At 62.7% G+C, this 26,635-nt stretch carries 27 protein-coding genes; 12 read left to right on the forward strand and 15 right to left on the reverse strand.

From position 1 onward, the window contains the following. Positions 1–105: 105 nt before the first annotated feature. From ACR0EF_RS15470 to ACR0EF_RS15490, 5 genes are read right to left on the reverse strand one after another with little or no spacing between them, the layout of a single operon-like run. Positions 106–768: a DUF1194 domain-containing protein gene (locus tag ACR0EF_RS15470; RefSeq protein WP_170343325.1), complete on the reverse strand. Its 663-nt coding sequence runs from the start codon at positions 766–768 to the stop codon at positions 106–108. 60 nt (positions 769–828) lie between these two features. Continuing rightward, positions 829–1,857: a MaoC family dehydratase gene (locus tag ACR0EF_RS15475; protein WP_170343326.1), complete on the reverse strand. Its 1,029-nt coding sequence runs from the start codon at positions 1,855–1,857 to the stop codon at positions 829–831. Continuing rightward, on the reverse strand, positions 1,857–2,063 hold the full coding sequence (locus tag ACR0EF_RS15480) for a DUF1737 domain-containing protein (RefSeq protein WP_170343327.1): 207 nt from the start codon (positions 2,061–2,063) through the stop codon (positions 1,857–1,859). Before ACR0EF_RS15480 ends, ACR0EF_RS15475 begins: the two co-directional genes overlap by 1 nt. 12 nt (positions 2,064–2,075) lie before the next feature. Beyond that, positions 2,076–2,630, reverse strand: coding sequence for an NnrU family protein (locus ACR0EF_RS15485; RefSeq protein ID WP_170343328.1), 555 nt, complete (start codon positions 2,628–2,630; stop codon positions 2,076–2,078). 6 nt (positions 2,631–2,636) lie between these two features. Further along, entirely contained in the window at positions 2,637–3,494 is an 858-nt protein-coding gene (locus tag ACR0EF_RS15490) for an HpcH/HpaI aldolase/citrate lyase family protein (protein WP_170373078.1), read from the reverse strand. 168 nt (positions 3,495–3,662) lie between these two features. On the opposite strand from ACR0EF_RS15490, the gene ACR0EF_RS15495 reads away from it, so the two are divergent. After that, the gene (locus ACR0EF_RS15495; RefSeq protein WP_170343330.1) at positions 3,663–3,968 is read left to right on the forward strand and encodes a hypothetical protein; all 306 of its coding nucleotides are present in this window, start codon (positions 3,663–3,665) and stop codon (positions 3,966–3,968) included. Between the two features lie 3 nt (positions 3,969–3,971). On the opposite strand, the gene ACR0EF_RS15500 is transcribed toward ACR0EF_RS15495, so the two are convergent. After that, positions 3,972–4,727, reverse strand: a complete 756-nt coding sequence (locus ACR0EF_RS15500; RefSeq protein WP_170342199.1) for a sulfite exporter TauE/SafE family protein — start codon at positions 4,725–4,727, stop codon at positions 3,972–3,974. Between the two features lie 160 nt (positions 4,728–4,887). Here ACR0EF_RS15500 and mdh point away from each other — a divergent pair, with 160 nt between their 5' ends. Further along, on the forward strand, positions 4,888–5,850 hold the full coding sequence (mdh, locus tag ACR0EF_RS15505) for a malate dehydrogenase (protein ID WP_170342201.1): 963 nt from the start codon (positions 4,888–4,890) through the stop codon (positions 5,848–5,850). Positions 5,851–5,955: 105 nt separating this feature from the next. Here mdh and ACR0EF_RS15510 read toward each other — a convergent pair whose 3' ends face one another. After that, the gene (locus ACR0EF_RS15510) at positions 5,956–6,948 is read right to left on the reverse strand and encodes a zinc transporter ZntB (RefSeq protein WP_170373079.1); all 993 of its coding nucleotides are present in this window, start codon (positions 6,946–6,948) and stop codon (positions 5,956–5,958) included. A 372-nt stretch (positions 6,949–7,320) separates the two neighbouring features. Here ACR0EF_RS15510 and sucC point away from each other — a divergent pair, with 372 nt between their 5' ends. From sucC to lpdA, 7 genes are all read left to right on the forward strand, one after another. Continuing rightward, positions 7,321–8,514 carry an ADP-forming succinate--CoA ligase subunit beta gene (gene sucC, locus ACR0EF_RS15515; RefSeq protein ID WP_093963486.1) on the forward strand — a complete coding sequence of 398 codons (1,194 nt, stop codon included), beginning with the start codon at positions 7,321–7,323 and terminating at the stop codon, positions 8,512–8,514. 84 nt (positions 8,515–8,598) lie between these two features. After that, complete coding sequence (sucD, locus tag ACR0EF_RS15520; protein WP_170360120.1) at positions 8,599–9,483, forward strand: succinate--CoA ligase subunit alpha; 885 nt, start codon at positions 8,599–8,601, stop codon at positions 9,481–9,483. Between the two features lie 44 nt (positions 9,484–9,527). Next, the gene (locus ACR0EF_RS15525; RefSeq protein WP_170373080.1) at positions 9,528–10,070 is read left to right on the forward strand and encodes a DUF805 domain-containing protein; all 543 of its coding nucleotides are present in this window, start codon (positions 9,528–9,530) and stop codon (positions 10,068–10,070) included. Further along, entirely contained in the window at positions 10,067–13,021 is a 2,955-nt protein-coding gene (locus ACR0EF_RS15530) for a 2-oxoglutarate dehydrogenase E1 component (RefSeq protein ID WP_170360118.1), read from the forward strand. Before ACR0EF_RS15525 ends, ACR0EF_RS15530 begins: the two co-directional genes overlap by 4 nt. A gap of 6 nt (positions 13,022–13,027) precedes the next feature. Next, complete coding sequence (gene odhB / locus ACR0EF_RS15535; RefSeq protein WP_170373081.1) at positions 13,028–14,530, forward strand: 2-oxoglutarate dehydrogenase complex dihydrolipoyllysine-residue succinyltransferase; 1,503 nt, start codon at positions 13,028–13,030, stop codon at positions 14,528–14,530. Between the two features lie 2 nt (positions 14,531–14,532). Continuing rightward, complete coding sequence (locus ACR0EF_RS15540) at positions 14,533–14,802, forward strand: hypothetical protein (RefSeq protein ID WP_170342212.1); 270 nt, start codon at positions 14,533–14,535, stop codon at positions 14,800–14,802. Between the two features lie 73 nt (positions 14,803–14,875). Beyond that, positions 14,876–16,264: a dihydrolipoyl dehydrogenase gene (lpdA, locus tag ACR0EF_RS15545; RefSeq protein ID WP_170373082.1), complete on the forward strand. Its 1,389-nt coding sequence runs from the start codon at positions 14,876–14,878 to the stop codon at positions 16,262–16,264. 18 nt (positions 16,265–16,282) lie between these two features. Here lpdA and ACR0EF_RS15550 read toward each other — a convergent pair whose 3' ends face one another. After that, positions 16,283–16,861 carry a TetR/AcrR family transcriptional regulator gene (locus tag ACR0EF_RS15550; protein WP_170342920.1) on the reverse strand — a complete coding sequence of 193 codons (579 nt, stop codon included), beginning with the start codon at positions 16,859–16,861 and terminating at the stop codon, positions 16,283–16,285. Between the two features lie 102 nt (positions 16,862–16,963). Here ACR0EF_RS15550 and ACR0EF_RS15555 point away from each other — a divergent pair, with 102 nt between their 5' ends. Continuing rightward, the gene (locus ACR0EF_RS15555) at positions 16,964–17,557 is read left to right on the forward strand and encodes an NAD(P)H-dependent oxidoreductase (RefSeq protein ID WP_170342923.1); all 594 of its coding nucleotides are present in this window, start codon (positions 16,964–16,966) and stop codon (positions 17,555–17,557) included. On the opposite strand, the gene ACR0EF_RS15560 is transcribed toward ACR0EF_RS15555, so the two are convergent. Genes ACR0EF_RS15560 through ACR0EF_RS15575 form a run of 4 tightly spaced genes read right to left on the reverse strand, consistent with a single transcriptional unit; the run spans position 17,558 to position 20,463 of the window. After that, on the reverse strand, positions 17,558–18,163 hold the full coding sequence (locus tag ACR0EF_RS15560; protein ID WP_170373083.1) for a pyridoxamine 5'-phosphate oxidase family protein: 606 nt from the start codon (positions 18,161–18,163) through the stop codon (positions 17,558–17,560). Further along, a complete protein-coding gene (locus ACR0EF_RS15565) occupies positions 18,147–18,890 on the reverse strand; it encodes a lysophospholipid acyltransferase family protein (RefSeq protein ID WP_170373084.1) in 744 nt (247 codons plus the stop codon). The genes ACR0EF_RS15560 and ACR0EF_RS15565 overlap by 17 nt, the downstream gene beginning before the upstream one ends. Beyond that, positions 18,890–19,789 carry a cell division protein FtsX gene (locus ACR0EF_RS15570; RefSeq protein WP_170373085.1) on the reverse strand — a complete coding sequence of 300 codons (900 nt, stop codon included), beginning with the start codon at positions 19,787–19,789 and terminating at the stop codon, positions 18,890–18,892. Before ACR0EF_RS15570 ends, ACR0EF_RS15565 begins: the two co-directional genes overlap by 1 nt. Next, the gene (locus ACR0EF_RS15575; RefSeq protein ID WP_170342228.1) at positions 19,786–20,463 is read right to left on the reverse strand and encodes a cell division ATP-binding protein FtsE; all 678 of its coding nucleotides are present in this window, start codon (positions 20,461–20,463) and stop codon (positions 19,786–19,788) included. Before ACR0EF_RS15575 ends, ACR0EF_RS15570 begins: the two co-directional genes overlap by 4 nt. A 181-nt stretch (positions 20,464–20,644) precedes the next feature. On the opposite strand from ACR0EF_RS15575, the gene ACR0EF_RS15580 reads away from it, so the two are divergent. Further along, complete coding sequence (locus ACR0EF_RS15580; protein ID WP_170373086.1) at positions 20,645–21,418, forward strand: zinc-ribbon domain-containing protein; 774 nt, start codon at positions 20,645–20,647, stop codon at positions 21,416–21,418. A gap of 9 nt (positions 21,419–21,427) precedes the next feature. Here ACR0EF_RS15580 and ACR0EF_RS15585 read toward each other — a convergent pair whose 3' ends face one another. The 3 genes from ACR0EF_RS15585 to ACR0EF_RS15595 all read right to left on the reverse strand — a co-directional run bounded on the left by ACR0EF_RS15585 (position 21,428) and on the right by ACR0EF_RS15595 (position 25,959). Then, a complete protein-coding gene (locus ACR0EF_RS15585; RefSeq protein ID WP_367646419.1) occupies positions 21,428–23,971 on the reverse strand; it encodes a TIGR02302 family protein in 2,544 nt (847 codons plus the stop codon). Positions 23,972–24,007: 36 nt separating this feature from the next. Next, positions 24,008–25,273: a diaminopimelate decarboxylase gene (gene lysA, locus ACR0EF_RS15590; protein ID WP_170372263.1), complete on the reverse strand. Its 1,266-nt coding sequence runs from the start codon at positions 25,271–25,273 to the stop codon at positions 24,008–24,010. Positions 25,274–25,371: 98 nt separating this feature from the next. After that, positions 25,372–25,959, reverse strand: a complete 588-nt coding sequence (locus tag ACR0EF_RS15595) for a TetR/AcrR family transcriptional regulator (RefSeq protein ID WP_170342937.1) — start codon at positions 25,957–25,959, stop codon at positions 25,372–25,374. Positions 25,960–26,178: 219 nt separating this feature from the next. Here ACR0EF_RS15595 and ACR0EF_RS15600 point away from each other — a divergent pair, with 219 nt between their 5' ends. Next, entirely contained in the window at positions 26,179–26,532 is a 354-nt protein-coding gene (locus tag ACR0EF_RS15600) for a DUF8051 family protein (protein ID WP_170372265.1), read from the forward strand. The last annotated feature ends 103 nt before the right edge of the window (positions 26,533–26,635 follow it).

A 26,635-nucleotide genomic window follows, 5' to 3' on the forward strand; every position in this document is an offset into this window, starting at 1 on the left:
GAAACGTGATCACACAAAATATTCTCGTGATCACAAAATGCATTCCAACCCTCCAATGTTAGCGTTTTCAAGGGTCAAGCAATGTGATCACGAATCTTTCCGCGCTCAGTGCAGATCGGCAGTCTGCCGCGTGACTTCACGCAGAAGTTTTTTCCGGATCCGTTCGGGATAGTCCTTGAAACCGGCAGCCGATACGACGAAGGCCCCTTCGCCGACTATGACGTTTTCAAAGAAATAGGCCGTCAGGTCTGGTTCGCTCTCCTCGATCGCAATTGCGTTCACCGTAATCCCCTGACGGCGCAAAAGGTCTCGGATCTCGGTGGGTTCAACCCCTTCGTTCGAGACGCCGTCCCCCGAGATGTCGATCAGATGACGCTTGCACTCGGGCACCTCGAGAAAGCTGTTCACGGTCATTTCCAGCGCCTCACCGATCGCGGTCGAAAAGTTCCGCCAGACACGCGGATCGGCAGACACTTTTGCGGCAAACGCATCCAGTGCGTCGAACCCGTCAATTTTGGTCCAGGGGATGGTGATCCGCTGCCGCGAGGTCCCGGTCCATTGTACCAGCATCAGCCGGGCCTGGCCGCGCACCAGCGCCTCGGACACGACCGGGTCGCGCAGTCCGGCCGCCAGGCCATCCATCTGGATGCGGTATTCCGAACTGTCGACCGAGCCGGACACATCAACGGCCAGCGCCAGCGCCAGGTCGCAGGCCAGCGCCGGGCGGGCAAGGCAAAGTGCAGCGGCAAGGATACGCAGAAAAGACATGAGCCGAACCTAGCACGGTTCGGCCCGGTCGGGATCACAAGACTGTGGGGGTCAGCCCGTTCAGATCGGCATCAGCGCCCAATAGTCCAGATCCAGCAGGACGTCGGGGCTGTATTTTCCATCCGGGCCGCGCAGCGCAAAGGGCTCGCCGCCCTTGATCGCCACCAGTCGCAGGCGGATCGCACCCACGCCCGGCACGCCGGTTTCGGCCTTGTCCAGAACTTCGGACCAAGCCTTGATGGTGTCGCCAGCGAAACAGGGGTTGGCATGGGCGCCGCCGTTCAGACCGACGATCATTTGCGCATTGGCCAGCCCGTTGAACGACAGCGCGCGCGCCATCGAGATCACGTGGCCGCCATAGATCAGCCGCCCATCGGGGCGGAAGGTCAGGTCGAAATGCACCTTGGCCGTGTTCTGCCACAGGCGGGTGGCCAGCATGTGCTCGGCCTCCTCCACGGTCACGCCATCGACGTGATCGATCATTTCTCCCGTTTTGTAATCGCCCCAGCGGTGGTTTTCTCCGGATTGTACAAAATCGTAATCCGAGAAATCCAGCCCGTTCGGCACCACGAGGTCACCGGGCGCCAGCGCCTTTTTCAGGTCCGGCACCACGGTTTCGGGCGCCAGCGCATCAAGGTTCGATTTCCGCACCATCACCCAGCGCACATATTCGATCACCACTTCGTCGCGCTGATTCAGGCCGCGCGTGCGCACCCAGACCACGCCGGTCTTGCCGTTCGAGTTCTGTTTCAGCCCGATGACCTCGGTTTCCGACCGCAGGGTGTCACCGGGATAGACCGGCTGCAGCCAGCGCCCCTCGGCATAGCCCAAGTTCGCGACCGCGTTCAGCGAGATGTCCGGGACCGTCTTGCCGAACACCACATGGAACGCCGCCAGATCGTCGATCGGGCTTTGCGGCAGACCGCAGCTCCGGGCGAACTCGTCCGAGGAATAGAGCGCGTGGCGGGCGGGATAGAGCGCATGATAGAGCGCGCGCTCGCCCACCGTCACGGTGCGGGGCACCGCGTGATGCAGCACCTGCCCGATGGAGTAATCCTCGAAAAAGCGGCCCGGATTGGTCTTTGCCATTACTGCTGTCCCAGTTTCATGTCGGGGGAATAGTCGGCCGCGACCTCCTTGGTCACGGCCTGCGCACAGCGCATCTTGCTGGTGGACGGATCGAACGCATAGGCCGGAGAGCCGTGCAGCTCCCACCCTTTGGCCAGCGCCTCGGACACCTTGTGGCAGAAGTCCGAGGTGTCCTCTTCGGTCAGCAGTCGGTAAAGCTTTGCCATCACATCACCTGCCTAGCCCGGGAACGGAGACGGGCCGACCAGCCCATGAATGTAGCCGATGATGCCCAGCAGCACGATCGAGGCCACGAAGAACATCGCGTCCTTGCCCAGCGTTCCGGGCTCGCCCGGGGTCCAGTCGGGCTCGGATTTGTTGATGACGATCACTTCGACCACGGCCCAGGCCAACAGGCCGCCGAACAAGATGATCGACGCCAGATCACCATTGACCAGCAGATGCGCAAAGGCCCAGAGCTTGAACCCGCCCAGCATCGGATGACGCACCTTGTTCAGCAGTCGGCCCTTGGTTCCGGCCGGGCTCATCATCCAGATCGCGATCAGCACCAGCAGGTTGTTGATGTGGATCATGAAGCTGGGCGGCGCCCAGACATGAATGAAATCGGTCATGCGATAGCCGAAGATCATCAACAGGATCGACACGACCAGCGCACCTGCGACGGCGCCCTTTCCGGCATCGCCCATGGCCGCGCGGCGCGCGGGCATCAGGCGTTTGAACAGATGCGCGGCCCACCAAAGCGCCACGCCGAGAATGAGAAGAACGAAGCCCATGCTGGCTTACCCCGCTTGCAAAGCTGATATCGCCTCTGCTTTTGCCAGAATTTCGCGGGCAGTTACAACGTGCAGATTTTCCACGATCTTGCCATCGACCACGGCAACGCCCTGCCCCTTTGCCTCGACCTCTTCGAAAGCGGCGATCTGGCGTCGGGCCAGGTCGATCTCGGCCTCGGACGGGGCAAAGGCGGTGTTGGCGGTCTCGACCTGCGCGGGGTGGATCAGGGTTTTGCCGTCAAAGCCCATGTTGCGGCCCTGCGCGCATTCGGCAGCCAGACCTTCGGTATCCTTGAAGGCGTTGTAGACGCCATCGACGATCACCAGCCCCTCGGCCTTGGCGGCCAGCAGGCACAGGCCAAGCGAGGTCATCAGCGGCAGGCGGTCAGGGCGGAAGCGGGTCTGCAATTCTTTCGCCAGATCATTGGTGCCCAAGACAAAACCCGCCATCAGCGGATGCGCCGCGATCTCGGCCGCGTTCAGCATCCCGCGCGGGGTTTCCATCATCGCCCAGATCGGCAGGTCGCCGGTGATCGCGGCCAGCGCATCCACGTCGGCGGCCGAGTTGACCTTGGGCAGCAGCACCACGTCGGCATCCATCTCGCGCACGGCCTCGGCATCGGCACGGCCCCAGTCGGTGTCCAGACCGTTGATTCGAACGATCTTGACGCGTGGGCCGTATCCGCCCGTCGCCAGCGCGGCCTTGAGCGTTTCGCGTGCGTTCTCTTTTTCATCGGCGGCAACCGCGTCTTCCAGGTCGAAGATAATGGCATCGACCGGCAGCGTGCGCGCCTTGTCGAGCGCCCGTTCCTTGGAGCCGGGAATGTACAGAACAGAGCGGTAGGGGCGCTGGCGCGGGTCCATGGGAACCTCTCGTTGAAATAAAGTTGCGCAGAATGGGGCATTTTTTGCCGGAAACTTCAAGGCCAAAATCGCCGCATTGCAGCATGTGACGCAACGCGCGGTGGTTTTACAGCAATTGCAGAGGGTTCCGGCAGCCTTGGTCCGGTGAACAGGCAAAGGGGGCCGGAAATGAATCAGCGGTTGTTTCAGATGACGATGGGGCTGGGCATCATGGTGCTGGCGGCGCAGCAGGTACAGGCGCAAACACCGAACTGTGCGCCCCGGCCGGACGTGCTGCAGCGGTTGGCCGAGACCTATGGCGAGACCCGGCGCGGCATCGGCATGGCGCGGCAGGGTACGGTGATGGAAGTCTTTGCCTCGGACGACACCGGCACCTGGACGATCACCGTGACCCTGCCCAACGGGCTGACCTGTCTGATGGCCGCGGGCGAAGCTTATGAGACGCTGGCCGAAGCTCTGCCGCCGAACACCTGAGGATCAGGTCAGCGCGTCCCAGATCAGCTTTGATCCGGTCAGGGTCAACAGCACATAGGCGATGCCGAAGAACAGCCGCTCGGACATCATCCAATGGGCGCGCACGCCCAGCCAGGCGCCAAGGATGGCAAAGGGGGTCAGCAGCAGGTCGGCCCAGGCGGTCTGCAGCGTGAACATGCCCAGATAGGCGTAGGGGACGAACTTGGCGATGTTGATGACCCAGAAGACCAGCACGGTGGTGGCCTGGAACTCGGTTTTCGTCAGGCGTTGCGACAGCAGGTAGACGGCGGCGGGCGGGCCGCCGGCGTGGCTGACAAAGCTGGTGAAGCCAGCGACCAGCCCGGCGAACAGCCCGGCCGGAGGCGGCAGGCGGTTGGCGAAACCGCGCACCCAGCCGCGGGATTGCGCCACATGCCAGACCACGAAGCCCACCGAGATGCCCCCGATCAGCAGGCGCAGCAGGTCTTCGTCGGTCGCCCGGTACAGCAGCGCGCCCAGCGCCACACCCGGCACTGCCCCCAGCATCAGCAGACGCGCGTCGGGCCAGTTCCACCGTTTCCAGTAGGGGCGCAGGGTGGCCAGGTCGATCACCATCAGGATCGGCAACATCAGCGCCAGCGCCTGCCCCGGATCAAGGATCAACGCCAGAATCGACGACGACGCAAAAGCCACGCCCGAGCCGAAGCCGCCCTTGGAAATGCCCGCAAAGATCACAGCCGGGATCGCCACGGCAAAAAACATCAGGTTCAATTCAACCATGCGGCGGCCCCGAAACGGCTTGTCCTGCGGGTGGTTTAGCGCAACCGGCAGGGGGCAGGCAAACGGTATGCGGTCGCATGCCGCGCCGCAGAACCCTTGCGCAACGGCGTTTTAGCGACTAGCAAAACCGCGATTTCAAAACCGACCGGAGACAATCCAAATGGCCAGACCCAAGATCGCGCTGATCGGCGCAGGTCAGATCGGGGGCACGCTTGCCCACCTCGCAGCAATGAAGGAACTGGGGGATGTCGTTCTGTTCGACATCGCCGAGGGCATCCCGGAAGGCAAGGCGCTGGACATCGCCGAATCCGGCCCGTCCGAGGGCTTTGACGCCAAGCTGAAAGGCACCCAGTCCTACGAGGACATCGCCGGTGCCGATGTCTGCATCGTGACCGCCGGTGTGCCGCGCAAGCCGGGCATGAGCCGCGATGACCTGCTGGGCATCAACCTGAAGGTCATGAAGTCGGTCGGTGAGGGCATCGCCGCCAATGCACCCGACGCCTTCGTCATCTGCATCACCAACCCGCTGGACGCGATGGTCTGGGCGCTGCGCGAATTCTCGGGCCTGCCCCACAACAAGGTCTGCGGCATGGCCGGCGTGCTGGACTCGGCCCGTTTCCGCCACTTCCTGGCCGAAGAGTTCGACGTATCGATGAAAGACGTCACCGCCTTTGTTCTGGGCGGCCATGGCGACACGATGGTACCGTCGGTGCGTTATTCGACCGTTGCGGGCATCCCGCTGCCCGACCTGGTCAAGATGGGCTGGACCACGCAAGAGAAGCTGGACGCAATCGTACAGCGCACCCGTGACGGCGGCGCCGAGATCGTCGGCCTGCTGAAGACCGGATCGGCCTACTACGCGCCTGCAACCTCGGCGATCGAGATGGCCGAAGCCTATCTGAAGGATCAGAAGCGCGTTCTGCCCTGCGCCGCCTATTGCGATGGCGAGTTGGGCGTGAAGGGCATGTATGTGGGCGTCCCGACCGTGATCGGCGCCGGCGGCATCGAAAAGGTCGTCAACATCCAGCTCAATGAAGAAGAGCAGGCCGGTTTCGACAATTCGGTCAACGCCGTGAAAGGTCTGATCGAGGCCTGCAAGGGCATCGACAGCTCATTGGCCTGATACATTGATCGGATCTTTGGACCCCACCAAAGATCCGGCCAAAGGCATGACACCCTGCCCCGCTGGCTCCAACCGGCGGGGCATTTCTTTTTTGGCCCTCGAGTTCTATCGGAACATCCCAAGCCACCTGGCTACTCCCAGAAGCATCCCGCCAAGTGCGACCAGCAAGGCGCAAACGACCCAGAACGCATTCGGACTTTCGGCGCCGGGAATGCCACCGACATTGATCCCCAGAACACCCGCCACCAGGCCCAGCGGCAGAAAGACCGCGCTGACCACTGACAGAACGAGCATACGGTTGTTCATACGTTCGGCCCGTTCATCCATCAGCTGATCGTGTATGATCTGAACCCGTTCCCGTACAGCCGCCAAATCCTCGCCGATCCGGTAGATGCGCTCCGAGGCTTCGCGCAACCGCGACCGGTCGTGAGCCTGCAGCCACGGCACGTCTTCGATCTCGAGCGTCGTCAGCGCGTCGCGCTGGGGTACCAGATACCGGCGCAGAACGATGGAGGACCTGCGGATCGCCGCCAGCTCAGACCGGGAAATCTCGGCATTCACCTCAAGAAGCGCCTCTTCTAGATCATCCACACGTTCGTTCAGATCAGTGATCGAAGGTTCGGCCCTATCTGCCAGCCGCAAGGCCAAGCGCGCGACGAAGTCACCCGGCGATTTCGGTGCCTGCCCGCGGTCGATTGCCGCCAGCATGTCCGCAACCGCATCCAAGGGGCGGCGCCAGACACCGATGATCTTGTTCTCCGTCAACCACAGCCTGACCGAGATCATGTCTTCGGGCGGTTGCCCTTCTTGCAGGTTCACTCCGCGCAGGTTCAGGATTACACCATCGCCATGGACGGTACAGCGGGGCCGGGTCTCATCCGCCGTCAGAGCGTCGATCACGAACTCATCAAGCCCGCCGGCGCGTAGAAGGGGAACCGTGCCAGACGCTTCCAGCCTCAGGTGTTGCCAAGCGAACTGCCCCTCCGGTCCGGCCGGTATCCAGCTGGCAAATTCATCGGCGTCCAGTGATACGGCTTTGCCGGATCCGTCGAAGATCCAGGTCATGACATCGGGGAAATCTGGGTTCGGCACTGTCATCTGCTCGGAGCTTGTTCATGTTTGACCTGCCCGACCCAACCGGACCCGCACAGGCCCGGTCAGACTAGCCAGCCTGCGAGAATGCGCCAAGCCCCGAAGGCCTGGCAGGTCCGGTCCCGCCGCTTCGAACGCGACCGGAAATGTTGGCGCAAACGGGGTGCGAACACGGTCTTCGAATATGTTTTCAAAGCCTATTCTGACTCGCTCGAATCATTTTTTGGCACCGGTTTGTTTGTGATCACACCCCGAAAATGTGTGATCACAAATGCTGAAAATCTTCGGCAAATAGCGCGATCGCAGCAGAAAACCCTTTAATTTTTACCGCTAGACACCCCTATAACGATCTAATCGCAGTCAGACGGGACAGTTTCGATGAACATTCACGAATATCAGGCCAAGGCTCTTCTTCGCAGCTATGGCGCTCCGGTCTCCGACGGACGTGCAGTTCTGCGCGCCGAGGAAGCCAAAACAGCCGCCGGTGAACTGGACGGCCCCCTTTGGGTGGTCAAGGCACAGATCCACGCGGGCGGCCGCGGCAAAGGTCACTTCAAAGAAGCCGATGCCGGTGAAAAAGGCGGTGTCCGTCTGACCAAATCGGTGGAAGAAGCCGCCGAAGAAGCCAAGAAGATGCTGGGCCGCACGCTGGTCACCCACCAGACCGGCCCCGTAGGCAAGCAGGTCAACCGCGTGTACATCGAGGCCGGTTCGGGCATCGAGCGCGAGCTGTACCTGGCCCTGCTGGTGGACCGCCAGACCAGCCGCATCTCGTTCGTGTGCTCGACCGAAGGCGGCATGGACATCGAAGAAGTAGCCGCAGCGACACCCGAGAAAATCCTGTCCTTCTCGGTTGACCCGGCCACTGGGTACCAGCCGTATCACGGCCGCCGCATCGCGTTCTCGCTGGGTCTGGAAGGGGCGCAGGTCAAGCAATGCGTGCGCCTGATGGGCATCCTGTACAAGGCCTTCGTCGAGAAGGACATGGAGATGCTGGAGATCAACCCGCTGATCGTGGCCGAAGGCGGCGACCTCAAGGTGCTGGACGCCAAGCTGAGCTTTGACGGCAACGCGGTCTACCGCCACCCCGACATCGCCGAACTGCGCGACACCACTGAGGAAGACCCCAAGGAGCTGGAAGCCAGCAAATACGACCTGAACTACATCGCGCTGGACGGCGAGATCGGCTGCATGGTCAACGGCGCGGGTCTGGCGATGGCGACGATGGACATCATCAAGCTGTACGGTGCCGAGCCTGCCAACTTCCTCGACGTCGGCGGCGGCGCCACCAAAGAGAAAGTGACCGAGGCGTTCAAGATCATCACCAGCGACCCGAATGTCAAAGGCATCCTGGTCAACATATTCGGCGGCATCATGCGCTGTGACGTCATCGCCGAGGGCGTAGTCGCCGCAGTGAAAGAGGTTGGCCTGCAGGTTCCGCTGGTCGTGCGTCTGGAAGGCACGAATGTCGAGAAAGGCAAAGAGATCATCAACACCTCTGGCCTGGACGTGATCGCGGCGGACAACCTGAAAGACGGTGCCGAAAAGATCGTGAAGGCAGTCAAAGGCTGAACCCGATAACTCAGGGCGGGTCGCGGCCCGCCATTCCGATGAATGCTGGCGGGTCAGATCCCGCCGAAAACAGGAGAACGCCAAATGGCAGTCCTCATCGACGAAAATACCAAAGTGATCTGTCAGGGCTTTACTGGCTCGCAGGGCACGTTCCACTCTGAACAGGCCATCGCCTATGGCACCAAGATGGTCGGCGGTGTGACCCCGGGCAAAGGCGGGATGGAGCATCTGGGCCTGCCCGTGTTCAACTCGGTCCACGAAGCCAAGCACGTGACCGAAGCCAACGCCACCGTGATCTATGTGCCGCCTCCGTTTGCCGCGGATTCGATCCTCGAAGCCATCGACGCCGAGATGGAAGTGATCGTCTGCATCACCGAGGGCATACCGGTTCTGGACATGATGAAGGTGAAGCGCGCGCTGGAAGGCAGCAAATCGCGCCTGATCGGCCCGAACTGTCCCGGCGTCATCACGCCCGACGCCTGCAAAATCGGCATCATGCCCGGCCACATCCACAAGCGTGGCTCGGTCGGCGTCGTGTCGCGTTCCGGCACCCTGACCTATGAGGCGGTCAAGCAGACCACCGATGTGGGTCTGGGCCAGTCCACCTGCGTGGGCATAGGCGGCGACCCGATCAAAGGCACCGAGCATATCGACGTGCTGGAATGGTTCCTGGCCGATGACGAGACCGAGTCGATCATCATGATCGGCGAGATCGGCGGCTCGGCCGAGGAAGAAGCCGCGCAGTTCCTGGCGGATGAGGCCAAGAGGGGCCGCAAGAAGCCCGTTGCCGGTTTCATCGCCGGCCGCACGGCGCCTCCGGGCCGCCGCATGGGCCACGCGGGCGCGATTGTTGCCGGCGGCAAAGGAGGTGCCGAGGACAAGATCGAAGCCATGCGCAGCGCCGGCATCGTCGTGGCCGAAAGCCCGGCGCAGCTGGGTGAGGCTGTGCTGGAAGCAATCGGCAAGTAAACCGCCGGCCCCTTGCGTGGGCTGGCCTCAGCGGAGCGAAACACATGACCTTCAACGAAGCCGTCAAAACGTGTTTCTCCAAATACTTCACATTCTCGGGGCGGGCCTCTCGCCCCGAGTATTGGTATTTTTTCCTGTTCATTCTGGTCTGGAGCGCAATCGCCACGGTCATCGACTGGCATTTCTTCGGACAGGTCACGACCGTGCAATCCGAAGGCTCGGTCGAGGTGACCGCCACATCCAACCAGCCGGTGCAGAGCATCGTGTCGCTGATCGTGTTCTTTCCGCATCTGGCCGTGGCGTGGCGGCGCATGCATGACACCGGGCGCAACGGTCTCTATGCGCTGCTGCCGATCCTTTTGATCCTTGGGGCTTTTGCCGTTCTGGTCTTCGGCATCGGCCTCGCCTCAAGCTTCCAGCATGGCGGAAGCCTCGACATCCTGTTCACGCGCGCCACGCTGCTGATCGTCATTCCGACACTGCTTGTTCTTCTCGTGTCGCCCCTCCTGGTTCTGTGGTGGCTGTCCCGCCCCAGCCAGCCAGGCACCAACAAATACGGTCCCAACCCATATGAGGTAACCCAATGACCGAACACTCGCCCAATTCTGCCTTCCATGCCTCGAGCTTCATGCAGGGGCACAATGCCGAGTACCTGGAGCAGCTATACGCCCAGTACACCAAGGACCCCGGCGCAATCGATGCGGCCTGGGCCGAGTTTTTCCGGCAGATGGGAGACGCGGCACCGGACGTCCAGAAAGAGGCCGAAGGGCCTTCGTGGGCGCGGCCCGACTGGCCACCGATGCCGAATGATGACCTGACCGGCGCCCTGACCGGCGAGTGGATCGAGGTCGACGCCAAGGCAGCGGGCAACAAGATCAAGGAAAAGGCCGCCAAGGCAGGGGTTGATGTCAGCGACGAACAGATCAAGCGCGCGGTGCTGGATTCGATCCGCGCGCTGATGCTGATCCGGGCCTATCGGATTCGGGGTCACCTGGCCGCTGATCTGGACCCGCTTGGCATGCGCGCCGCGACCAACCATCCCGAGTTGGACCCCAAGACCTATGGCTTTACCGATGCCGACATGGACCGGCCGATCTTTATCGACAACGTGTTGGGTCTGCAGATGGCCAGCATGCGCCAGATCGTCGAGATCGTGAAGCGCACCTATTGCGGCACTTTCGCGCTGCAGTACATGCACATCTCGAACCCCGAGGAGGCCGCCTGGCTGAAAGAGCGGATCGAAGGTTATGGCAAGGAAATCTCGTTCACACGGGAAGGCCGCAAGGCGATCCTTAACAAGATGGTCGAGGCCGAGGGCTTTGAGAAGTTCCTGCATGTGAAATACATGGGCACCAAGCGGTTCGGTCTGGACGGAGGTGAGGCGCTGATCCCGGCGATGGAGCAGATCATCAAGCGTGGCGGCGCCCTGGGCCTGAGCGATATCGTGATCGGCATGCCGCACCGCGGACGTCTGAACATCCTGGCCAACGTGATGGGCAAACCCTACCGCGCCATCTTCAATGAGTTCCAGGGCGGCAGCTTCAAGCCCGAGGATGTGGATGGATCGGGCGACGTGAAATATCACCTCGGTGCGTCCAGCGACCGTGAGTTCGACGGCAACACCGTGCACCTGTCGCTGACGGCGAACCCGTCCCACCTCGAAGCCGTGAACCCGGTTGTTCTTGGCAAGGTCCGGGCCAAGCAGGACCAGCTTGGCGACACCGATCGCAGCAAGGTCATGGGCATTCTCCTCCACGGCGACGCGGCTTTTGCCGGCCAGGGTGTCGTGGCCGAAGGCTTTGGCCTGTCCGGTCTGCGCGGTCACAAGACCGGCGGCACCATGCATATCGTCGTGAACAATCAGATCGGCTTTACCACCGCGCCGCATTTCTCCCGGTCGAGCCCGTACCCGACCGATATCGCGCTGATGGTCGAGGCGCCAATCTTCCACGTGAACGGCGACGACCCCGAGGCGGTGGTGCATGCGGCCAAGGTCGCGACCGAGTTCCGCCAGAAGTTCCACAAGGACGTGGTCATCGACATCTTCTGCTACCGCCGGTTCGGTCACAACGAGGGCGATGAGCCCATGTTCACCAATCCGATCATGTACAAGAAGATCAAGACCCACAAAACCACGCTGTCGCTGTACACCGAGCGGCTGGTCAAGGACGGTCTGATCCCCGAGGGCGAGATCGAGGACATGAAGGCCGCCTTCCAGGCGCATCTGAACGACGAGTTCGAGGCCGGCAAGGATTACAAACCCAACAAGGCCGACTGGCTGGATGGCCGGTGGTCGCATCTGGACAAGAACAAGGAAGAATATGTCCGCGGCGACACTGCAATCACGCCGGACACGCTGGCCGAGGTCGGCAAGGCGCTGGTGACGGTGCCCGAAGGCTTTGCCCTGCACAAGACGGTGGGTCGCCTTCTGGAGCACAAGAAGCAGATGTTCGAAACCGGTGAGGGCTTTGACTGGGCCACCGGCGAGGCGCTGGCCTTCGGGTCGCTGCTGACCGAGGGCTATCCGGTACGCCTGTCGGGGCAGGACGCCACCCGCGGCACATTCAGCCAACGCCATTCGGGTTTCATCAACCAGGAGACCGAGGAACGCTACTATCCTCTGAACCACATCCGCGCCGGGCAGTCGCAGTACGAAGTGATCGACTCGATGCTGTCGGAATACGCGGTGCTGGGCTTCGAATACGGCTATTCGCTGGCCGAGCCCAACGCGCTGGTACTGTGGGAGGCCCAGTTCGGCGATTTCGCCAACGGCGCGCAGATCATGTTCGACCAGTTCATCAGCTCGGGCGAAAGCAAGTGGCTGCGCATGTCCGGTCTGGTCTGCCTGCTGCCGCACGGGTTCGAGGGGCAAGGCCCCGAGCACTCGTCGGCGCGACTAGAGCGGTTCCTGCAGATGTGCGGCCAGGACAACTGGATCGTGGCCAACTGCACCACGCCTGCGAACTATTTCCACATCCTGCGCCGCCAGCTGCACCGCACCTTCCGCAAGCCGCTGATCCTAATGACGCCCAAATCGTTGCTGCGCCACAAGCTGGCGATCAGCAATGCCGAGGACTTCACCACCGGGTCCAGCTTCCACCGGGTGCTGTGGGACGACGCGCAAAAGGGCAATTCGGATACCCAACTGGTGCCTGACGACAAGATCAAGCGCGTGGTGATGTGTTCGGGCAAGGTCTACTACGACCTGCTCGAGGAGCGCGACGCGCGCGGGATCGACGACGTCTATCTGCTGCGGATCGAGCAATACTATCCGTTCCCGGCCCATTCGCTGATCAACGAGCTTGAGCGGTTCAAACAAGCCGAGATGGTCTGGTGCCAGGAAGAGCCCAAGAACCAGGGCGCCTGGGGATTCATCGAACCCAACATCGAATGGGTCCTGTCCCGCATCGGCGCCAAGCATACCCGGCCGATCTATGCCGGCCGCGCCACCTCGGCCTCGCCCGCAACGGGTCTGGCCAGCCAACACAAAGCCCAACAAGAAGCGCTGGTGAACGAAGCGCTGACCATTGAAGGATAATTTACGATGACGATTGAAGTTCGTGTTCCCACGCTGGGCGAGTCCGTCACCGAAGCCACGGTCGCAACCTGGTTCAAGAAACCCGGCGATGCCGTCGCTGTCGATGAGATGCTTTGCGAGCTTGAGACGGACAAGGTCACCGTCGAGGTTCCGTCGCCCGCAGCCGGCGTGATGGGCGAGATCGTAGCCGCCGAAGGTGAGACGGTCGGCGTTGATGCGCTGTTGGCAACGATCCAGGCCGGTGAGGGTGCGGCCCCCGCTCCAAAAGCTGAGGCCGCTCCGGCAGCGGCTCCTGCGGCCTCGGGTGGCAGCGTCGACGTGATGGTTCCGACACTGGGTGAGTCCGTCACCGAAGCGACCGTATCGACCTGGTTCAAGAAGGTCGGCGATACCGTCGCACAGGACGAAATGCTGTGCGAGTTGGAGACCGACAAGGTCTCGGTTGAGGTCCCGGCTCCGGCTGCGGGTGTACTCGCGGAGATCGTGGCCCCCGAGGGCGCGACGGTCGACGCGACCGCCAAGCTGGCCGTGATCTCGGGCGCTGAAGCAGGCACCGCACCGGCTGCGCCAGCCGCGGCAGCCCCTGCCCCCGCAGCAGCTGCGACCGGCAAGGACGTGGCCAATGCGCCCTCGGCCGAAAAGGCCATGGCTGAAGCCGGTCTGTCGGCCGATCAGGTCACCGGCACCGGCCGCAGTGGTCGCATCATGAAGGAAGACGTGGCCCGCGCCGTCGCAACCGCCGCTGCCCCGGCCGCGGCCGCCCCGGCACCGGCAGCAGCCCCGCGCGCGCCCGTGGCCGCCGAGGACGCCGCCCGCGAGGAACGCGTGCGCATGACGCGCCTGCGCCAGACCATCGCCAAGCGTCTGAAGGACGCGCAGAACACCGCCGCGATCCTGACCACCTACAACGAGGTGGACATGACCGAGGTGATGGCCCTCCGCAACCAGTACAAAGACCAGTTCGAGAAGAAGCACGGGGTGCGCCTGGGCTTTATGTCCTTCTTCACCAAGGCCTGCTGCCACGCCCTGAAAGAGGTGCCCGAGGTCAATGCCGAGATCGACGGCAATGACATCGTCTACAAGAACTACGTCCACATGGGCGTGGCCGCCGGTACCCCGCAGGGCCTGGTGGTTCCGGTGATCCGCGACGCCGACCGGATGTCCTTTGCCGAGATCGAGAAAGCCATCGCTGAGAAGGGCAAACGCGCCCGTGACGGCAAGCTGAGCATGGCCGAAATGCAGGGCGGCACCTTCACCATTTCGAATGGCGGCGTCTATGGCTCGCTGATGTCCTCGCCGATCCTGAACCCCCCGCAGTCGGGCATTCTGGGCATGCACAAGATTCAGGAACGTCCGATGGTCATCAATGGCGAGATCAAGATCCGCCCGATGATGTATCTGGCGCTGTCCTATGATCACCGCATCGTCGACGGCAAAGGCGCGGTCACCTTCCTGGTGCGCGTGAAAGAGGCGCTGGAAGACCCGCGCCGTCTGCTGATGGATCTGTGATCATGGCGACGCATGTACTCTGGCAGGCCGACGTGGCCGATTTCGACGCCTGGCTTAAAGTGTTCCGCGAGGACAAGCCGATGCGCAAGGCGGCCGGGATTGTCGATCTGCACGTCTGGAAAGACCCCGAACAGCGCGATCATGCGGTTGCCCTGTTCGAGATTACCGATCTGGACCGGGCCCAGAGCTTCATCGAATCGGAAGAGCTGGCCATGCACCATGAACGTGGCGGCGTCGCGCATATTCAGGTGAAGGTTCTGACACCCGTCTGAACAGGCACCCAGGCGATCCACCCCGTGGGTCGCCTTTTCAAAAAAGAACACTCCGCGGATTTGGGAGAACAAAATGGCTAACTATGACGTCATCGTAATCGGCGCCGGTCCTGGCGGCTATGTCTGCGCCATCCGCTGCGCGCAGCTGGGCCTGAAAACCGCCGTCGTCGAAGGGCGCGAGACGCTGGGCGGCACCTGTCTGAACGTGGGCTGCATTCCGTCCAAGGCGCTACTGCATGCCAGCCATCAGCTGCACGAGGCCGAGCACAATTTTGCCAAGATGGGCCTCAAGGGCAAAAGCCCCTCGGTCGACTGGAAACAGATGCTGGCCTACAAGCAGGACGTGATCGACACCAACACCAAAGGCGTCGAGTTCCTGTTCAAGAAGAACAAGATCGACTGGCTCAAGGGCTGGGGCTCGATCCCGGCGGCGGGCAAGGTCAAGGTCGGTGATGAGGTGCATGAGGCCAAGAACATCATCATCGCCTCCGGCTCCGAGGCGGCGTCGCTGCCCGGCGTCGAGGTCGACGAAAAGGTCGTCGTGACCTCGACCGGCGCGCTGGAGCTGGGCAAGATCCCGAAAAAGCTGGTGGTGATCGGCGCAGGCGTGATCGGGCTGGAACTGGGCTCGGTCTATCAGCGTCTGGGCGCCGAGGTGACGGTGATCGAATATCTGGACGTCATCACCCCGGGCATGGACCCCGAGGTGCAGAAGACCTTCCAGCGCATCCTGAAAAAACAGGGCCTGAACTTCGTCATGGGCGCCGCCGTGCAAAAGACCGAGGCCACCAAGACCAAGGCCAAGGTGACCTACAAACTGCGCAAGGATGACAGCGAGCACGTGATCGAGGCCGACACCGTTCTGGTCGCCACTGGGCGCAAGCCGTTCCATGACGGGCTGGGTCTGGAGGCGCTGGGGGTCGAGCTGACCCCGCGCGGCCAGATCAAGGTCGGCAAGGACTGGCAGACCAACGTGCCGGGCATCTACGCCATCGGCGACGTGATCGAAGGCCCTATGCTGGCCCACAAGGCCGAGGACGAAGGCATGGCCGCTGCCGAAGTGGTCGCCGGCAAGCATGGGCACGTAAACTATGGCGTCATTCCGGGCGTGATCTACACTTGGCCCGAGGTTGCCAATGTCGGCGAGACCGAGGCCACGCTCAAAGAGCAGGACCGCGCCTACAAGGTCGGCAAGTTCAGCTTCATGGGCAATGGCCGCGCCAAGGCGAACTTTGCCGCCGACGGGTTCGTCAAGATCCTGGCCGACAAGGAGACCGACCGCATCCTGGGCTGCCACATCATCGGCCCCGGCGCGGGCGACCTGATCCACGAGGTCTGCGTTGCGATGGAGTTCGGCGCCTCGGCCGAGGATCTGGCGCTGACCTGCCACGCGCACCCGACCTATTCCGAGGCCGTGCGCGAGGCGGCGCTGGCCTGCGGCGACGGGCCGATCCACGCCTGATGAGTTCGGCTCCGGCGGTCAGGCCGCCGGAGTCAGCCACGCCCGCAGATAGGTTTCCAGCCGGTCGGTGAAAGTCGTCGCTGAATGCAGGGCGCAGAATTTCAGTGACATGGCTTGGATGGCAAAGGCCTGCACGCCCTCGGCCAGCAGGTCGGTCGACACGTCCTGTCTAACCTCGGCCTGATCCAGCCACATCATCACGATCCGGAAGTATTTCTCGAAGCAATAGGCAATCGGCCCAATTTCAGAGATCGCGGCCGCCCCGGAATAGCGGATCAGCAGGTCGAACACATAGCGTTCGGACATCATGAAATCATGCACCGGGGCCAGGGCCTCGATGATCTGGGGCACGGTTTTCGGCGGTTCCGCCGCCTGCGCCTGATCCAGACAGGCGTCCAGCTTTTCGCCGATCAGGATCTCCATCAGCGCGTCCTTGTCGTGGAAATGGGCAAAGAAGGTGCCCTTGGCCACACCGGCGGCCTGTACCACCTCTTCCACGCGCAACGCCTGGTATCCGTTCTTCTGCACCACGTCTGCCGCCGCCTGCAGCAGCTTGGCGCGGGTCTTCAGGGTTCGTTTCTGAATCGTCTTCTGCATGAGGCTTGTTCGCATGTTTTTTGACCGTGGTCAAATTTAATATTGACCGTGGTCAATTTTTGATTCTATAAACTGACCGTGGTCAATTTTAGGAGAACCCCGATGCAACCCAAGAAAATCCTCATCCTCGACGGTCACCCCGCCGAAAGCAGCCTGTCGCGCACCTTTGCCGACACCTATGCCGAAGCCGCCCGCGCCAAGGGCCATGACGTGAAGACCGTTCACCTCAGCGATCTGGAGTTCGATTTTGATTTCGGACAGGGCAACTATCATGATTTCAAACCGCTGGAGCCGGTGCTGGAACAGGTTCTGCAGGATTTCGAATGGAGCGATCACCTGGTTCTGACGACGCCCATGTGGTGGGGCGGCCTGCCCGCCAAGCTAAAGGGGCTGATCGACCGGATGTTCATCCCGGGCCGCACGTTTGACACCCGAAATCCGAACAAACTGGGATTCCCGGCACCGATGCTCGACGGCCGAACGGCGCGGGTCATCATCACCTCGGACACGCCGGGCTGGTTCATGCGGCTGGTTTACCGCCGGGCATTGATTCACCAGATGCGCGGTCAGGTTCTGGGGTTCGTCGGGTTCAAGCCGACGCGGTTCACCTGGTTTTCCGGTGCCAGCTACCCCAAGCAGGACAGTGTCCAGAAATGGATCACGCGGGTCACCCGACTGGGCGCAGCGGCAGCGTGATCACCACATCGTTTTTGCGGCGCGCGCACCCCATTCGCGATCATAGCGTGCGCCGCCTTCCTCGCCCTGCGACACCTCGGCCAGGATCTCGCCCACCGTCGGCAATCCGGCGCTTAGGTCGCCGCCGGCCCAGGTTTGCGCCCGCATCAGCGCGCGGGCGCATTGCGTGTAGATTTCCCCGATTTCGATGACGATTACCGTGGCTGGTTGCTTGCCCTTTTTCTCGAACCGGGCGCGCAGGTCGGCATCGGCCGTCAACTGGGCGGTACCGTTCACCCGCACCACGTTGTTCGAGCCGGGCACCATGAACATCAACGCCACACGCGGATCGCGCACGATGTTGCGCAGGCTGTCCAGGCGGTTGTTGCCGCGCCAGTCGGGCAAGGCCAGGGTGCCTGGGTCCAGTTCTATCACCACCGGGCCGTCATCGCCCCGGGGGCTGCCATCCACCCCTTCGGGCCCTACCGTGGACAGTACGCACAGACGCGACGCCATGATCCACTTGCGATAGAGCGGCGTCAGTTGCCGCGCAACCTTCCGCATCGAGGCCGCGCCCGGGGTGCCGTACAGCGCCTCGAGCACGGTGATGTCATTGATGAACTGCATCCGGATCAAACCCCACTTCGCGCATCAGCGCGTTCGAGCGCGTCTCGATCACCTCTTCCAGCCGGGCCAGGAACGAGTCGCGATTGACGCCCGGTTCGATCGGATCAAGGAATTCGACGATCGCGTGGCCCGGTTTGCGCAAAATCCCCGACCGGGGCCAGAAGACACCGACATTGGTGGCCGCCGGCACGCAGGGGAACCCCAGCCCCTCGTACAAAACGGCGGTGCCGACCTTGTAGGGCTTGTAGACCCCCGGCGCCACGCGGGTGCCCTGCGGATAGATCACCAGTTGCCCGGGCTCGGTAAACTCTTTGGAAACGTCCTTGACCATCTTGGCCACTGCCGCGCCACGCTTGCCGCGATTGACCGGAATACAACCCAGTCGACGGGCATACATACCGATGATCGGGGTCCACAGCAGTTCGCGCTTCATGATGAATTTGCCATGGGGGATCGCGTCGAAGATCAGGATGATGTCGAAGAAGGACTGGTGCTTGGCGGCGATGACCACCTCACCCGTGGGCACGTTGCCGCGCACCTCTCCGCGAATGCCCACCATCCAGCGCGCCAGCCATATGATCGTGCGCGCATAGGTCTTGCAGGCGCGCAGCGCCCCGCGCTTGGAGAACAGCGCATAGGGCGCGAAGACCAGACCCAGAACCGCCATCCACGCGTAGATCGTGACCATGAAGATCAGCGAGCGCCCCCATTGGACCGCTATTGCCATCACGAAAGCTCCTTCAATTTGCGACGGGCCGCCGACCATGTGGCGGCAAAGGCCACGGCCGCGCCCAAAACGGGGATTACGGCGGGCAGCAGCCAGTCAGCACCCTGAAATCCAAGGCCGGTCAGGAAACCGCCTGCATCCGAGGCCTCGGGCAGCAGCAACACCCCGGTCAGGCCCAGAACCGTCCCCACCACGGCACCGAAAAACGCGCGCCAGGTGAACCGACGCACGAAGGCACCGGCGATGAAACGGTCGCGTGCACCGACCTGGCGCAGCACCTCGATGATCTGGGCGTTGGCCGCAAGCGAGGCATTGGCCGCAAGCGTGATCATCGCCGCCGTGGCCCCGCCGATCAGCAGGATCGAGATCCAGCCCAACCGTCGCAGCGAGGTGGCCGCGTCGACCAGCGGCTTGCGCCAGCGAGAATGGTCGTCCAGAACCGCGCCTGGCACCTCGGCCGCCAGCCGCAGGCGCAGGCCCATCGTGTCCAACCCCGGCTCTCCCTCGATGATTTCGATGAGCTGAGGCACCGGCAGCGTGTCCAGCGGCAGATCGGGCCCGAACCAGGGGGCCAGCAGCGCGGCCTGTTCTTCGGCGCTGAGCGCGCGGGCCGAGGCCACGCCCGAGGTCTGTTTCAGAACCTCCAGAGCGGCCTCGGTCTGCGCGGCACGCTGTTCAGCAGGCGCATTGATCCGCAGAGTGGCTGCTCCGGCCAGCTCCGAGGCCCAGCGATCGGCCAACCGGCCCGAGGCCAGCGACAGCGCAAGCGCGAATACTGTCAAAAAGGCCATCGCACCAGACACGAAAAGGGTCAGGTGCGCCGTGAATCCCGTTGGCGGCACGACGCGATCGGCCCGGGCGTCCCGGCGCAGCAGGGCGCGAATGTCATCGGCAATCATAGATCCGCCCCCGCCAGTTGCAGCCGCCGCTGCGAGATCCGAAGAACCCGGGCCTGCACCTGGCTTTTGGCCGCCCGGATCAAGCTCAGATCATGGGTGGCGATCACCACGGTCTTTCCCATGTGGTTCAGCTCGATCAGCAGACGCAGAAGACGCTGGGACATCTCCCAGTCGACGTTGCCGGTGGGTTCGTCGGCCAACACCACGTCCGGTGACAGGATGACCGCCCGCGCCAGTGCGGCCCGTTGCCGCTCGCCGCCCGAAAGCTCCGGCGGAAGTGCGTCCAGGCGGCCACCAAGACCGACCCAGGACAGGAGTTCGGTCAGATCTTCCTGCTCGGACTCGACAGAGCGTCCCGACACCATCAGTGGCAGGGCGACATTCTCTGCCAGAGTCATGTGGTCCAGAAACCGGCAGTCCTGATGCACGACACCGATGCGACGGCGCAGCAGGGCCATCTGGTCCCGGTCCAGTCGGGCAATGTCCTGATCAAAAGCGCTGATCCGCCCCGAACTGGCCAGCAGCGCGCCATAGCAGAGTTTCAACAGGGTCGTTTTGCCCGCTCCGGACGGGCCGGTCAGGAAATGGAACGACCCCGGCTGCAACTGGACCGAGACATTGCTCAGCAGTTCGCCGCCGCCATAGCTGTAGCTGACATTTTCAAGCTCGATCACGCCTGCCCTCAATATTGCTTGCGCCCTTCTTGCCCGAGCACGACCACGGTTTCAATGCCTGCACCGAGTCCATTTGGCGACACTTGATCCACCGGGCCGAAAACGCGCTTTGCTGTTTCGCCTTAACGGATTATCATTCTTGGAAAAACGACGACAGGCCGCTGGCGGCCGGGGAGGCAGTATGCGACTAACATGCCCGAACTGTAATGCCCAGTACGAGGTTCCGGATGAGGTCATTCCGGAAGAAGGCCGAGACGTGCAATGCTCGAGCTGCGAGCAGACCTGGTTCCAACCCAAACACCCGGAGGCTGAGCTTGTCGCGGCCGAAACCGATGACGGACCGGCCGAGAGCGCGCCCTCGGATGCGTCTGAGCCGCCAGCCGCCGAAGCTGCTGCGCCGGAGCCGGAGCAGGCAGAAGACGAACAGGTCGAAGCCGAACAGCCCGATCCCGAACCCGAGGACGAAGCCCGGCCAGCCGCTCCGACCGGCAACGTCGATCCGGCCGTTGCGACAATCCTGAGAGAGGAAGCCGCGCGTGAGGCCGAACTGCGCGCCAAGGAAGGGTCCGGCCTGGAAAGTCAGCCGGATCTGGGCCTGGATCAGCAGCCGGAACCGGCCCCCAAGCCGACACCTCCTGCGGCGACCGAAACCGCCTCAGGAACCGGTCAGAAAGAGGCGCTGCCGGATGTGGACAGCATCAATTCGACTTTGCGCAGCGACGACGCACCCGCCGAGGCAGAGCCCGCCGAGGCCCCGCCGCGGAAATCGGGCGGGTTCCTGCGCGGCTTTGCGCTGATCCTGATCATCGGGGTCATCCTGTTCCTGATCTATGGCAACGCCCGCCAGATCAGCGAGGCGGTTCCCCAAGCCGAGCCTGTGTTGCAGTCGTATGTCTCGATGGTCGATCAGGCCCGGGTTTGGCTGGAATCGCAGGCTGGCTCCGCGACCGAGTAACTCTGCCGGTCAGAACCGCTCGAGCAACCTTTTGAGGTATTCCAGTTCGATTCTGGGCCTGTCGGTTTCGCCCGTGCGGCGACGGATTTCATCCAGCAACTCGCGGGCACGGCGGTACACATCATCTCCTTGCAGCAGGTTCTCCTCGGTCGAGATCGAGCCCGCAGCGCCCGGATTTCGACCCAGAGGATCGCGGTTGTTGGCCTGCATGTCGCCTTCCTGCGTACCCTGACCGGGCTGGTTCTGCTGGTTCTGGGCCATAGCCTCACCCAGCTCGCGCATCCCTTCGCGCAACGCTTCCATTGCTTCGGACTGGCGGTCGATCGCTTCGGCAAGGTCGTCGTTCCGCAGGGCATCTTCGGCCTCATCCATGGCACGACCTGCACGCCCCAGCGACTCGCGTGCGGCGTCACCTTCGGGTGTTCCTGCGCCCGGCAGGTTCTGCTGCTGGCGGTTCAGTTCATCCCGCAGCGCCTGTTGGCGGTCGGCCAGAGTCCCCTGTCCTTGCTGGCCTTCGCCCGCCTGATCCGATCCTTGGCCCTGACCGCCCTGACCCTCATGGCTCTGGCCGCGTCCCCGACCGCCCGAGCGGCCTTCATTGCCCTGGCTTTCACCGGCTTGCGCGCCGGGGTTGAATTGCTCCTGCAAGTCACGGAAGGCCTCGTCGCTCAGGCCCTGCTGCTCACGCAAGGTTTCGGCCAATCCTTCCATGGCCTGCTGGCCTTCGGATTGTTGCCCCTGTCCCTGGCCCTGGGTCACCCGCATGTTTTCCATCATCTGCTGGAACTCCTCCAGCGCCTGCTGGGCCTCGGCCATGCGGCCCTGCTCCATCAGTTCCTGGATCCGGTCCATCATCCGCTGCAGGTCATCCTGCGTCATCTGCATGGATTCACCGGATTGGTTCTGCTGGCCCTGCTGGCCGTCCGGGTTTTCCTGCGCCAGTCGCTGCAGCTGACGAAGATACTCGTCGGTCGCTTCACGCAGCTCCTGCATCAACTCGGCGATTTCCTCGTCGCTGGCACCGTTCTGCATCGCTTCGGTCAGACGTTCCTGAGCGCGACGCATCCGCTCCAGCGCGTCGGCGAGCGTGCCTTCTTCGATCAGGATGGCCAGATCCCACAAGGCTTGCGCGATCTCGGTCTGCTGTTCGGGGCCCAGGCCGAATTCCGTAAAGGTTTCCAACCGGCGCAGAATGTAGCGCAGTCGCAGATATGCGGTTTCCGAACGGAAGACATCCTCGGGCCGGTGCGAAACAGCCCGCAACAGCTGAGCCACCCTTTTGGCATTGTCGCGCGACCACAGCAGATCGCGGCGCTGTTCAATCACCGCCGCAGCCAGCGGATCAAAGAACCGGCGGGCAGGAAGGTCGGTTCGGTAGACATCCGACTCCGACACCTGATCAGCGGCATCGACGGCCGAAAGGGTAATCTTGACCGGCAGGTGCGCCCAAGGGTGTTCCGAAAAGTCCTCGATCAGATCTTCCGTAAAATCGCTCCGGTCACCAGCGATCGGCATGGGCAGGTCGACGGTGACCGCGTCGCGAGGTTCGGGCTCAACGGCCAGACCATGGCGACGATCGACCGCAGACAGGTCCAACTCGATCAACGCGGTGCCTGACAGGATGCCATAATCGTCACGCGCCGAGAACGGCAGTTTCATCTGGCCACCAGCCTCGGCGGTGGCGGGTTCGGCCACGGCGATTACCGGCGGCGCGTCCGCAATGACCTCGACACCCCAGTCACGTCCTGCAGGGCCCTCGATCGACAATCGGCCCGAACGCTCGACGACAAACTCCTGATCCGGATCGGTTGCTGTCGTGGTGGAAGCGGAGGAACTGGTTTCGGTCAAGCTGTGCGCGCCGACCTCGCCATAGAAGCGCAAAGTGACGCGGCTGCCTTGTGGCACTCTCAGCGTCGGACCGGATTGATCGGCCAGATACAGCGTCGGCAGGCCGGTATAGCGAGGTGGCTCGACCCAGCCTTCCCAGCTGGGACCCTGGCCGGCTGCGGCCGTGCCAGGTGTCATCTGGGCGACCGATCCAACTTTCCAGAACGATCCGAACAGCAATCCGACCACCAGCGCCAAAAGCGCCGCATAGCGCAGCGCGTAGGGGTCACGAGCGGCAAGGTTCAGGTCAGGCTTGACCGCTCCTGCCTGCGCGGCGCGGGCGGCCATGCGCGCCTGATGGGCCTGCCACAAAGCGCGCGAATCTTGGTCCATCGCCCCGATGGCCTGATCGTCCAGCAACGCCTGAATGGGACGGCCCGGCAGTGTCTCGTCCAGTCGGACAAGCGCCTGCGTGCGGGTAGGGAACCGAAACCTCCGCGCGCCCCAGACCAATGCAACCGCCAACGCCAGAATGGATGCGGCTCCGATGATCCAGACGGTTTCAACGCCGACGAGGTCGTGGAGGCCCAGCAGCAAGGCCGCCATGATCAGGGCCGCAATCGACAGGAACGGCCAAAAAGCGCGCATCACCTGCTCGGCCAGCATCCCCGTGCGCGTCAGCAACAGGGACAGTCTGGGGATCGGCAGGTTGCGAGTGTCGGTCACGTCAGGCCTCCGGGTCGGGCCCGCGCGGTTATCGCGTCACAGCCACTCAGGTATGGTATCGCGGTTTATGATTTCGTCAAAGGTTGGCCGTTCACGAATAACCGCGAATTGATCGCCATGAACCAGAACTTCGGGGATCAGGGGCCGGGTGTTGTATTCACTGGACATAACCGCGCCATAGGCGCCGGCGCTGCGAAATGCGACCAGATCCCCCGGGTTCAGCGGTGGCATCGCCCTTTGTTTCGCAAAGGTATCCCCGGTCTCGCAGACCGGCCCGACAATGTCATAGGGGCGTTGTTCGACCCCCGGCGCGGGCTCGATGACGGGAACGATGTCATGATAGGCGTCGTACATGGCCGGGCGGATCAGATCGTTCATCGCCCCGTCGAGGATCAGGAAATCGCGCCCTTCGCCCGACTTCACATAGATCACCTTTGACACCATCAGCCCCGCGTTGCCCGCGATCAGACGGCCCGGCTCGATCTCGATCTCGCAGCCCAGATGGCCCAGTGTTTCCTTGATCATTGCACCGTATTCCAACGGCAGCGGCGGTGCTTCGTTCGAGCGGGCATAGGGGATGCCCAGCCCACCGCCCAGGTCCAGACGGTGAATGTCGTGGCCCTGTGCGCGCAGCTGTTCGGTCAGCTCGGCGACTTTGGAGTAGGCCAGGCGGAACGGCTCCAGATCGGTCAGTTGAGAGCCGATATGCACGTCGATGCCCACCACTTTCAGGCCGGGCAGGCTGGCCGCATGGGCATAGACCTCGGGTGCGCGGGCGATCGGGATGCCGAATTTGTTTTCGGATTTGCCCGTTGCGATCTTGGCGTGCGTCTTGGCGTCGACGTCCGGATTCACGCGAACGGTGATCGGCGCGATCACGCGCAGTTCCTGCGCGACGGCGTTTATCACCTCCATCTCGGGCTCGGATTCGACGTTGAACTGGCGAATCCCGCCTGTCAGTGCGATGCGGATTTCCTCGACCGTTTTGCCGACACCCGAGAACACGATCTTTTCGCCCGGCACACCCGCTGCCTTGGCCCGCAGGTACTCGCCGCCCGAAACCACGTCCATCCCCGCGCCGGCTTGCGCCAGCGTTTTCAGAATGGCCTGGTTGCTGGCGGCCTTCATCGCATAACAGACCACGTGGTCGGTACCTGCCAACGCCTCGTCGAACAGGTTGTAGTGCCGCAGCAGCGTCGCCGTGGAATAGACATAGAACGGCGTGCCGACCGCAGCAGCGATCTCGGCGACCGGGACGTCCTCGGCGCACAACACGCCATCGCGGTAAAGAAAGTGATCCATATCTGCGCGCTTAGACCAAAACAGGCCTGTGGATCAACGGGATTTGCGACGTGGGCACGCAATCCGGTGCGAACCGCACAGAAGTCGGGCGCAACGGCTTATCCGCGCAGGCCGGCCTCAAGCAACGAAAGGGTCGCGTCGCGCCGCGCTTCAAAGTCGCTTTCATCGCCCCCGAAGATCGCCAGATGGATAACTAATCCATCCAGCATCGCCGTCACCGCCTGCGCGGCGGCCAGCGCACTGAGATCGCCGCGGATTTCACCCGCGCGGATCAATGGGGCGAACTGAGCAGCATAATGATCGGCAAGCCAGGCGAAGAACCCGCCGATGATCTCGGCCGCGCGCGGGTCCTGAAATCCGGGGCCCAGCACGTCAAAGAACAGCCGCGTCGCCGCCAGACGGTCAGCGGGCATGGACAGACGTAGCCCGGTCATGAACTGGTCCAGCGTCTGCGGGGCCGGGATGTCGTTGATGCGAGCGCGGATATCCTCGAAATACCGCTGCAGCAAAGCCAGAAGCAAAGCCTCCTTGCTTTGGAAATACAGATACAACGTGCCCTTGGCCATCCCGGCCTGATGGGCCACGTCCTGCATCTTGGTGGCGTGATAGCCCTGATCCAGAAAGCAGGCCATGGCGGCATCCAATATCCGCCCCTGCATCTCTTCGCGATCGACGATCTTCGGCATCTTGCCCCCCCGATTTTCTTCCGGCGCGCCTCTATTGACGCAGATTGGACGCGGCGTCACGCAAATTCAATCTTTTAATGACTTGACGGTCATTAACGCCATCTCCATTTATGACCCGCAAGTCATTAAAAGGATTCTGTCATGGCGCATTCGTCACAAATCAACGCCGGCCCAACACGGCCTATGGCGTCGCAACCCACGGCGACAGGCGCCAAACTCATGCTTGTCCTCGTTGCCAGCTTTTTCACGCTGGTCCCCGGCGGCCCGATCGAGACCCGGGACTTTTCCGGACTGGGCGGAACGGTGTTCTGGGGTTTCAACGCCTTTCTGATCGCGCTTGCCTTACTGGCCGTGGGGTCGGCGGTGGCCATGCTGCGCGGTTCGGCAACGGCAAGCTGGGGCGCCATCGTGGCGGCCTGGGGATACATCTTCGTGGTCCTGCTGGACCTGGGTCATGTCTTCCCCACTTCACCCGACCCGATTCCGCTGATGCTTGGACTGATTGAGATTCTGGATTTCATCCTGGCTTTCTACATCCTGGCCTTGGCTCATCGTGGCCTGGGCCACATCTGAACCCGCCCGGCGCGCACTCGCATACGGCCCGAAGCCACAGCAACAGGAAGTGGCTCCGGGTTCCTCCAGAATACCTACAAAGAAAGACAACTCATGCTGTTCA

It is taken from the genome of Ruegeria sp. CG8 (assembly GCF_056537165.1).

Excerpts from the sequence above, each read along its gene's own strand:
- ACR0EF_RS15500 (WP_170342199.1), bottom strand. The coding sequence starts at position 4,727 with ATGGTTGAATTGAACCTGATGTTTTTTGCCGTGGCGATCCCGGCTGTG.
- lysA (WP_170372263.1), bottom strand. The coding sequence starts at position 25,273 with ATGGATCACTTTCTTTACCGCGATGGCGTGTTGTGCGCCGAGGACGTC.
- ACR0EF_RS15490 (WP_170373078.1), bottom strand. The coding sequence starts at position 3,494 with ATGGACCCGCGCCAGCGCCCCTACCGCTCTGTTCTGTACATTCCCGGC.
- sucC (WP_093963486.1), top strand. The coding sequence starts at position 7,321 with ATGAACATTCACGAATATCAGGCCAAGGCTCTTCTTCGCAGCTATGGC.
- mdh (WP_170342201.1), top strand. The coding sequence starts at position 4,888 with ATGGCCAGACCCAAGATCGCGCTGATCGGCGCAGGTCAGATCGGGGGC.
- ACR0EF_RS15475 (WP_170343326.1), bottom strand. The coding sequence starts at position 1,857 with ATGGCAAAGACCAATCCGGGCCGCTTTTTCGAGGATTACTCCATCGGG.
- ACR0EF_RS15540 (WP_170342212.1), top strand. The coding sequence starts at position 14,533 with ATGGCGACGCATGTACTCTGGCAGGCCGACGTGGCCGATTTCGACGCC.
- ACR0EF_RS15570 (WP_170373085.1), bottom strand. The coding sequence starts at position 19,789 with ATGATTGCCGATGACATTCGCGCCCTGCTGCGCCGGGACGCCCGGGCC.
- ACR0EF_RS15485 (WP_170343328.1), bottom strand. The coding sequence starts at position 2,630 with ATGGGCTTCGTTCTTCTCATTCTCGGCGTGGCGCTTTGGTGGGCCGCG.
- lpdA (WP_170373082.1), top strand. The coding sequence starts at position 14,876 with ATGGCTAACTATGACGTCATCGTAATCGGCGCCGGTCCTGGCGGCTAT.
- ACR0EF_RS15510 (WP_170373079.1), bottom strand. The coding sequence starts at position 6,948 with ATGACAGTGCCGAACCCAGATTTCCCCGATGTCATGACCTGGATCTTC.
- ACR0EF_RS15565 (WP_170373084.1), bottom strand. The coding sequence starts at position 18,890 with ATGGCAATAGCGGTCCAATGGGGGCGCTCGCTGATCTTCATGGTCACG.
- ACR0EF_RS15480 (WP_170343327.1), bottom strand. The coding sequence starts at position 2,063 with ATGGCAAAGCTTTACCGACTGCTGACCGAAGAGGACACCTCGGACTTC.
- ACR0EF_RS15595 (WP_170342937.1), bottom strand. The coding sequence starts at position 25,959 with ATGCCGAAGATCGTCGATCGCGAAGAGATGCAGGGGCGGATATTGGAT.
- ACR0EF_RS15550 (WP_170342920.1), bottom strand. The coding sequence starts at position 16,861 with ATGCAGAAGACGATTCAGAAACGAACCCTGAAGACCCGCGCCAAGCTG.
- sucD (WP_170360120.1), top strand. The coding sequence starts at position 8,599 with ATGGCAGTCCTCATCGACGAAAATACCAAAGTGATCTGTCAGGGCTTT.
- ACR0EF_RS15525 (WP_170373080.1), top strand. The coding sequence starts at position 9,528 with ATGACCTTCAACGAAGCCGTCAAAACGTGTTTCTCCAAATACTTCACA.
- ACR0EF_RS15600 (WP_170372265.1), top strand. The coding sequence starts at position 26,179 with ATGCTTGTCCTCGTTGCCAGCTTTTTCACGCTGGTCCCCGGCGGCCCG.
- odhB (WP_170373081.1), top strand. The coding sequence starts at position 13,028 with ATGACGATTGAAGTTCGTGTTCCCACGCTGGGCGAGTCCGTCACCGAA.
- ACR0EF_RS15470 (WP_170343325.1), bottom strand. The coding sequence starts at position 768 with ATGTCTTTTCTGCGTATCCTTGCCGCTGCACTTTGCCTTGCCCGCCCG.
- ACR0EF_RS15560 (WP_170373083.1), bottom strand. The coding sequence starts at position 18,163 with ATGCAGTTCATCAATGACATCACCGTGCTCGAGGCGCTGTACGGCACC.
- ACR0EF_RS15580 (WP_170373086.1), top strand. The coding sequence starts at position 20,645 with ATGCGACTAACATGCCCGAACTGTAATGCCCAGTACGAGGTTCCGGAT.
- ACR0EF_RS15495 (WP_170343330.1), top strand. The coding sequence starts at position 3,663 with ATGAATCAGCGGTTGTTTCAGATGACGATGGGGCTGGGCATCATGGTG.
- ACR0EF_RS15530 (WP_170360118.1), top strand. The coding sequence starts at position 10,067 with ATGACCGAACACTCGCCCAATTCTGCCTTCCATGCCTCGAGCTTCATG.
- ACR0EF_RS15555 (WP_170342923.1), top strand. The coding sequence starts at position 16,964 with ATGCAACCCAAGAAAATCCTCATCCTCGACGGTCACCCCGCCGAAAGC.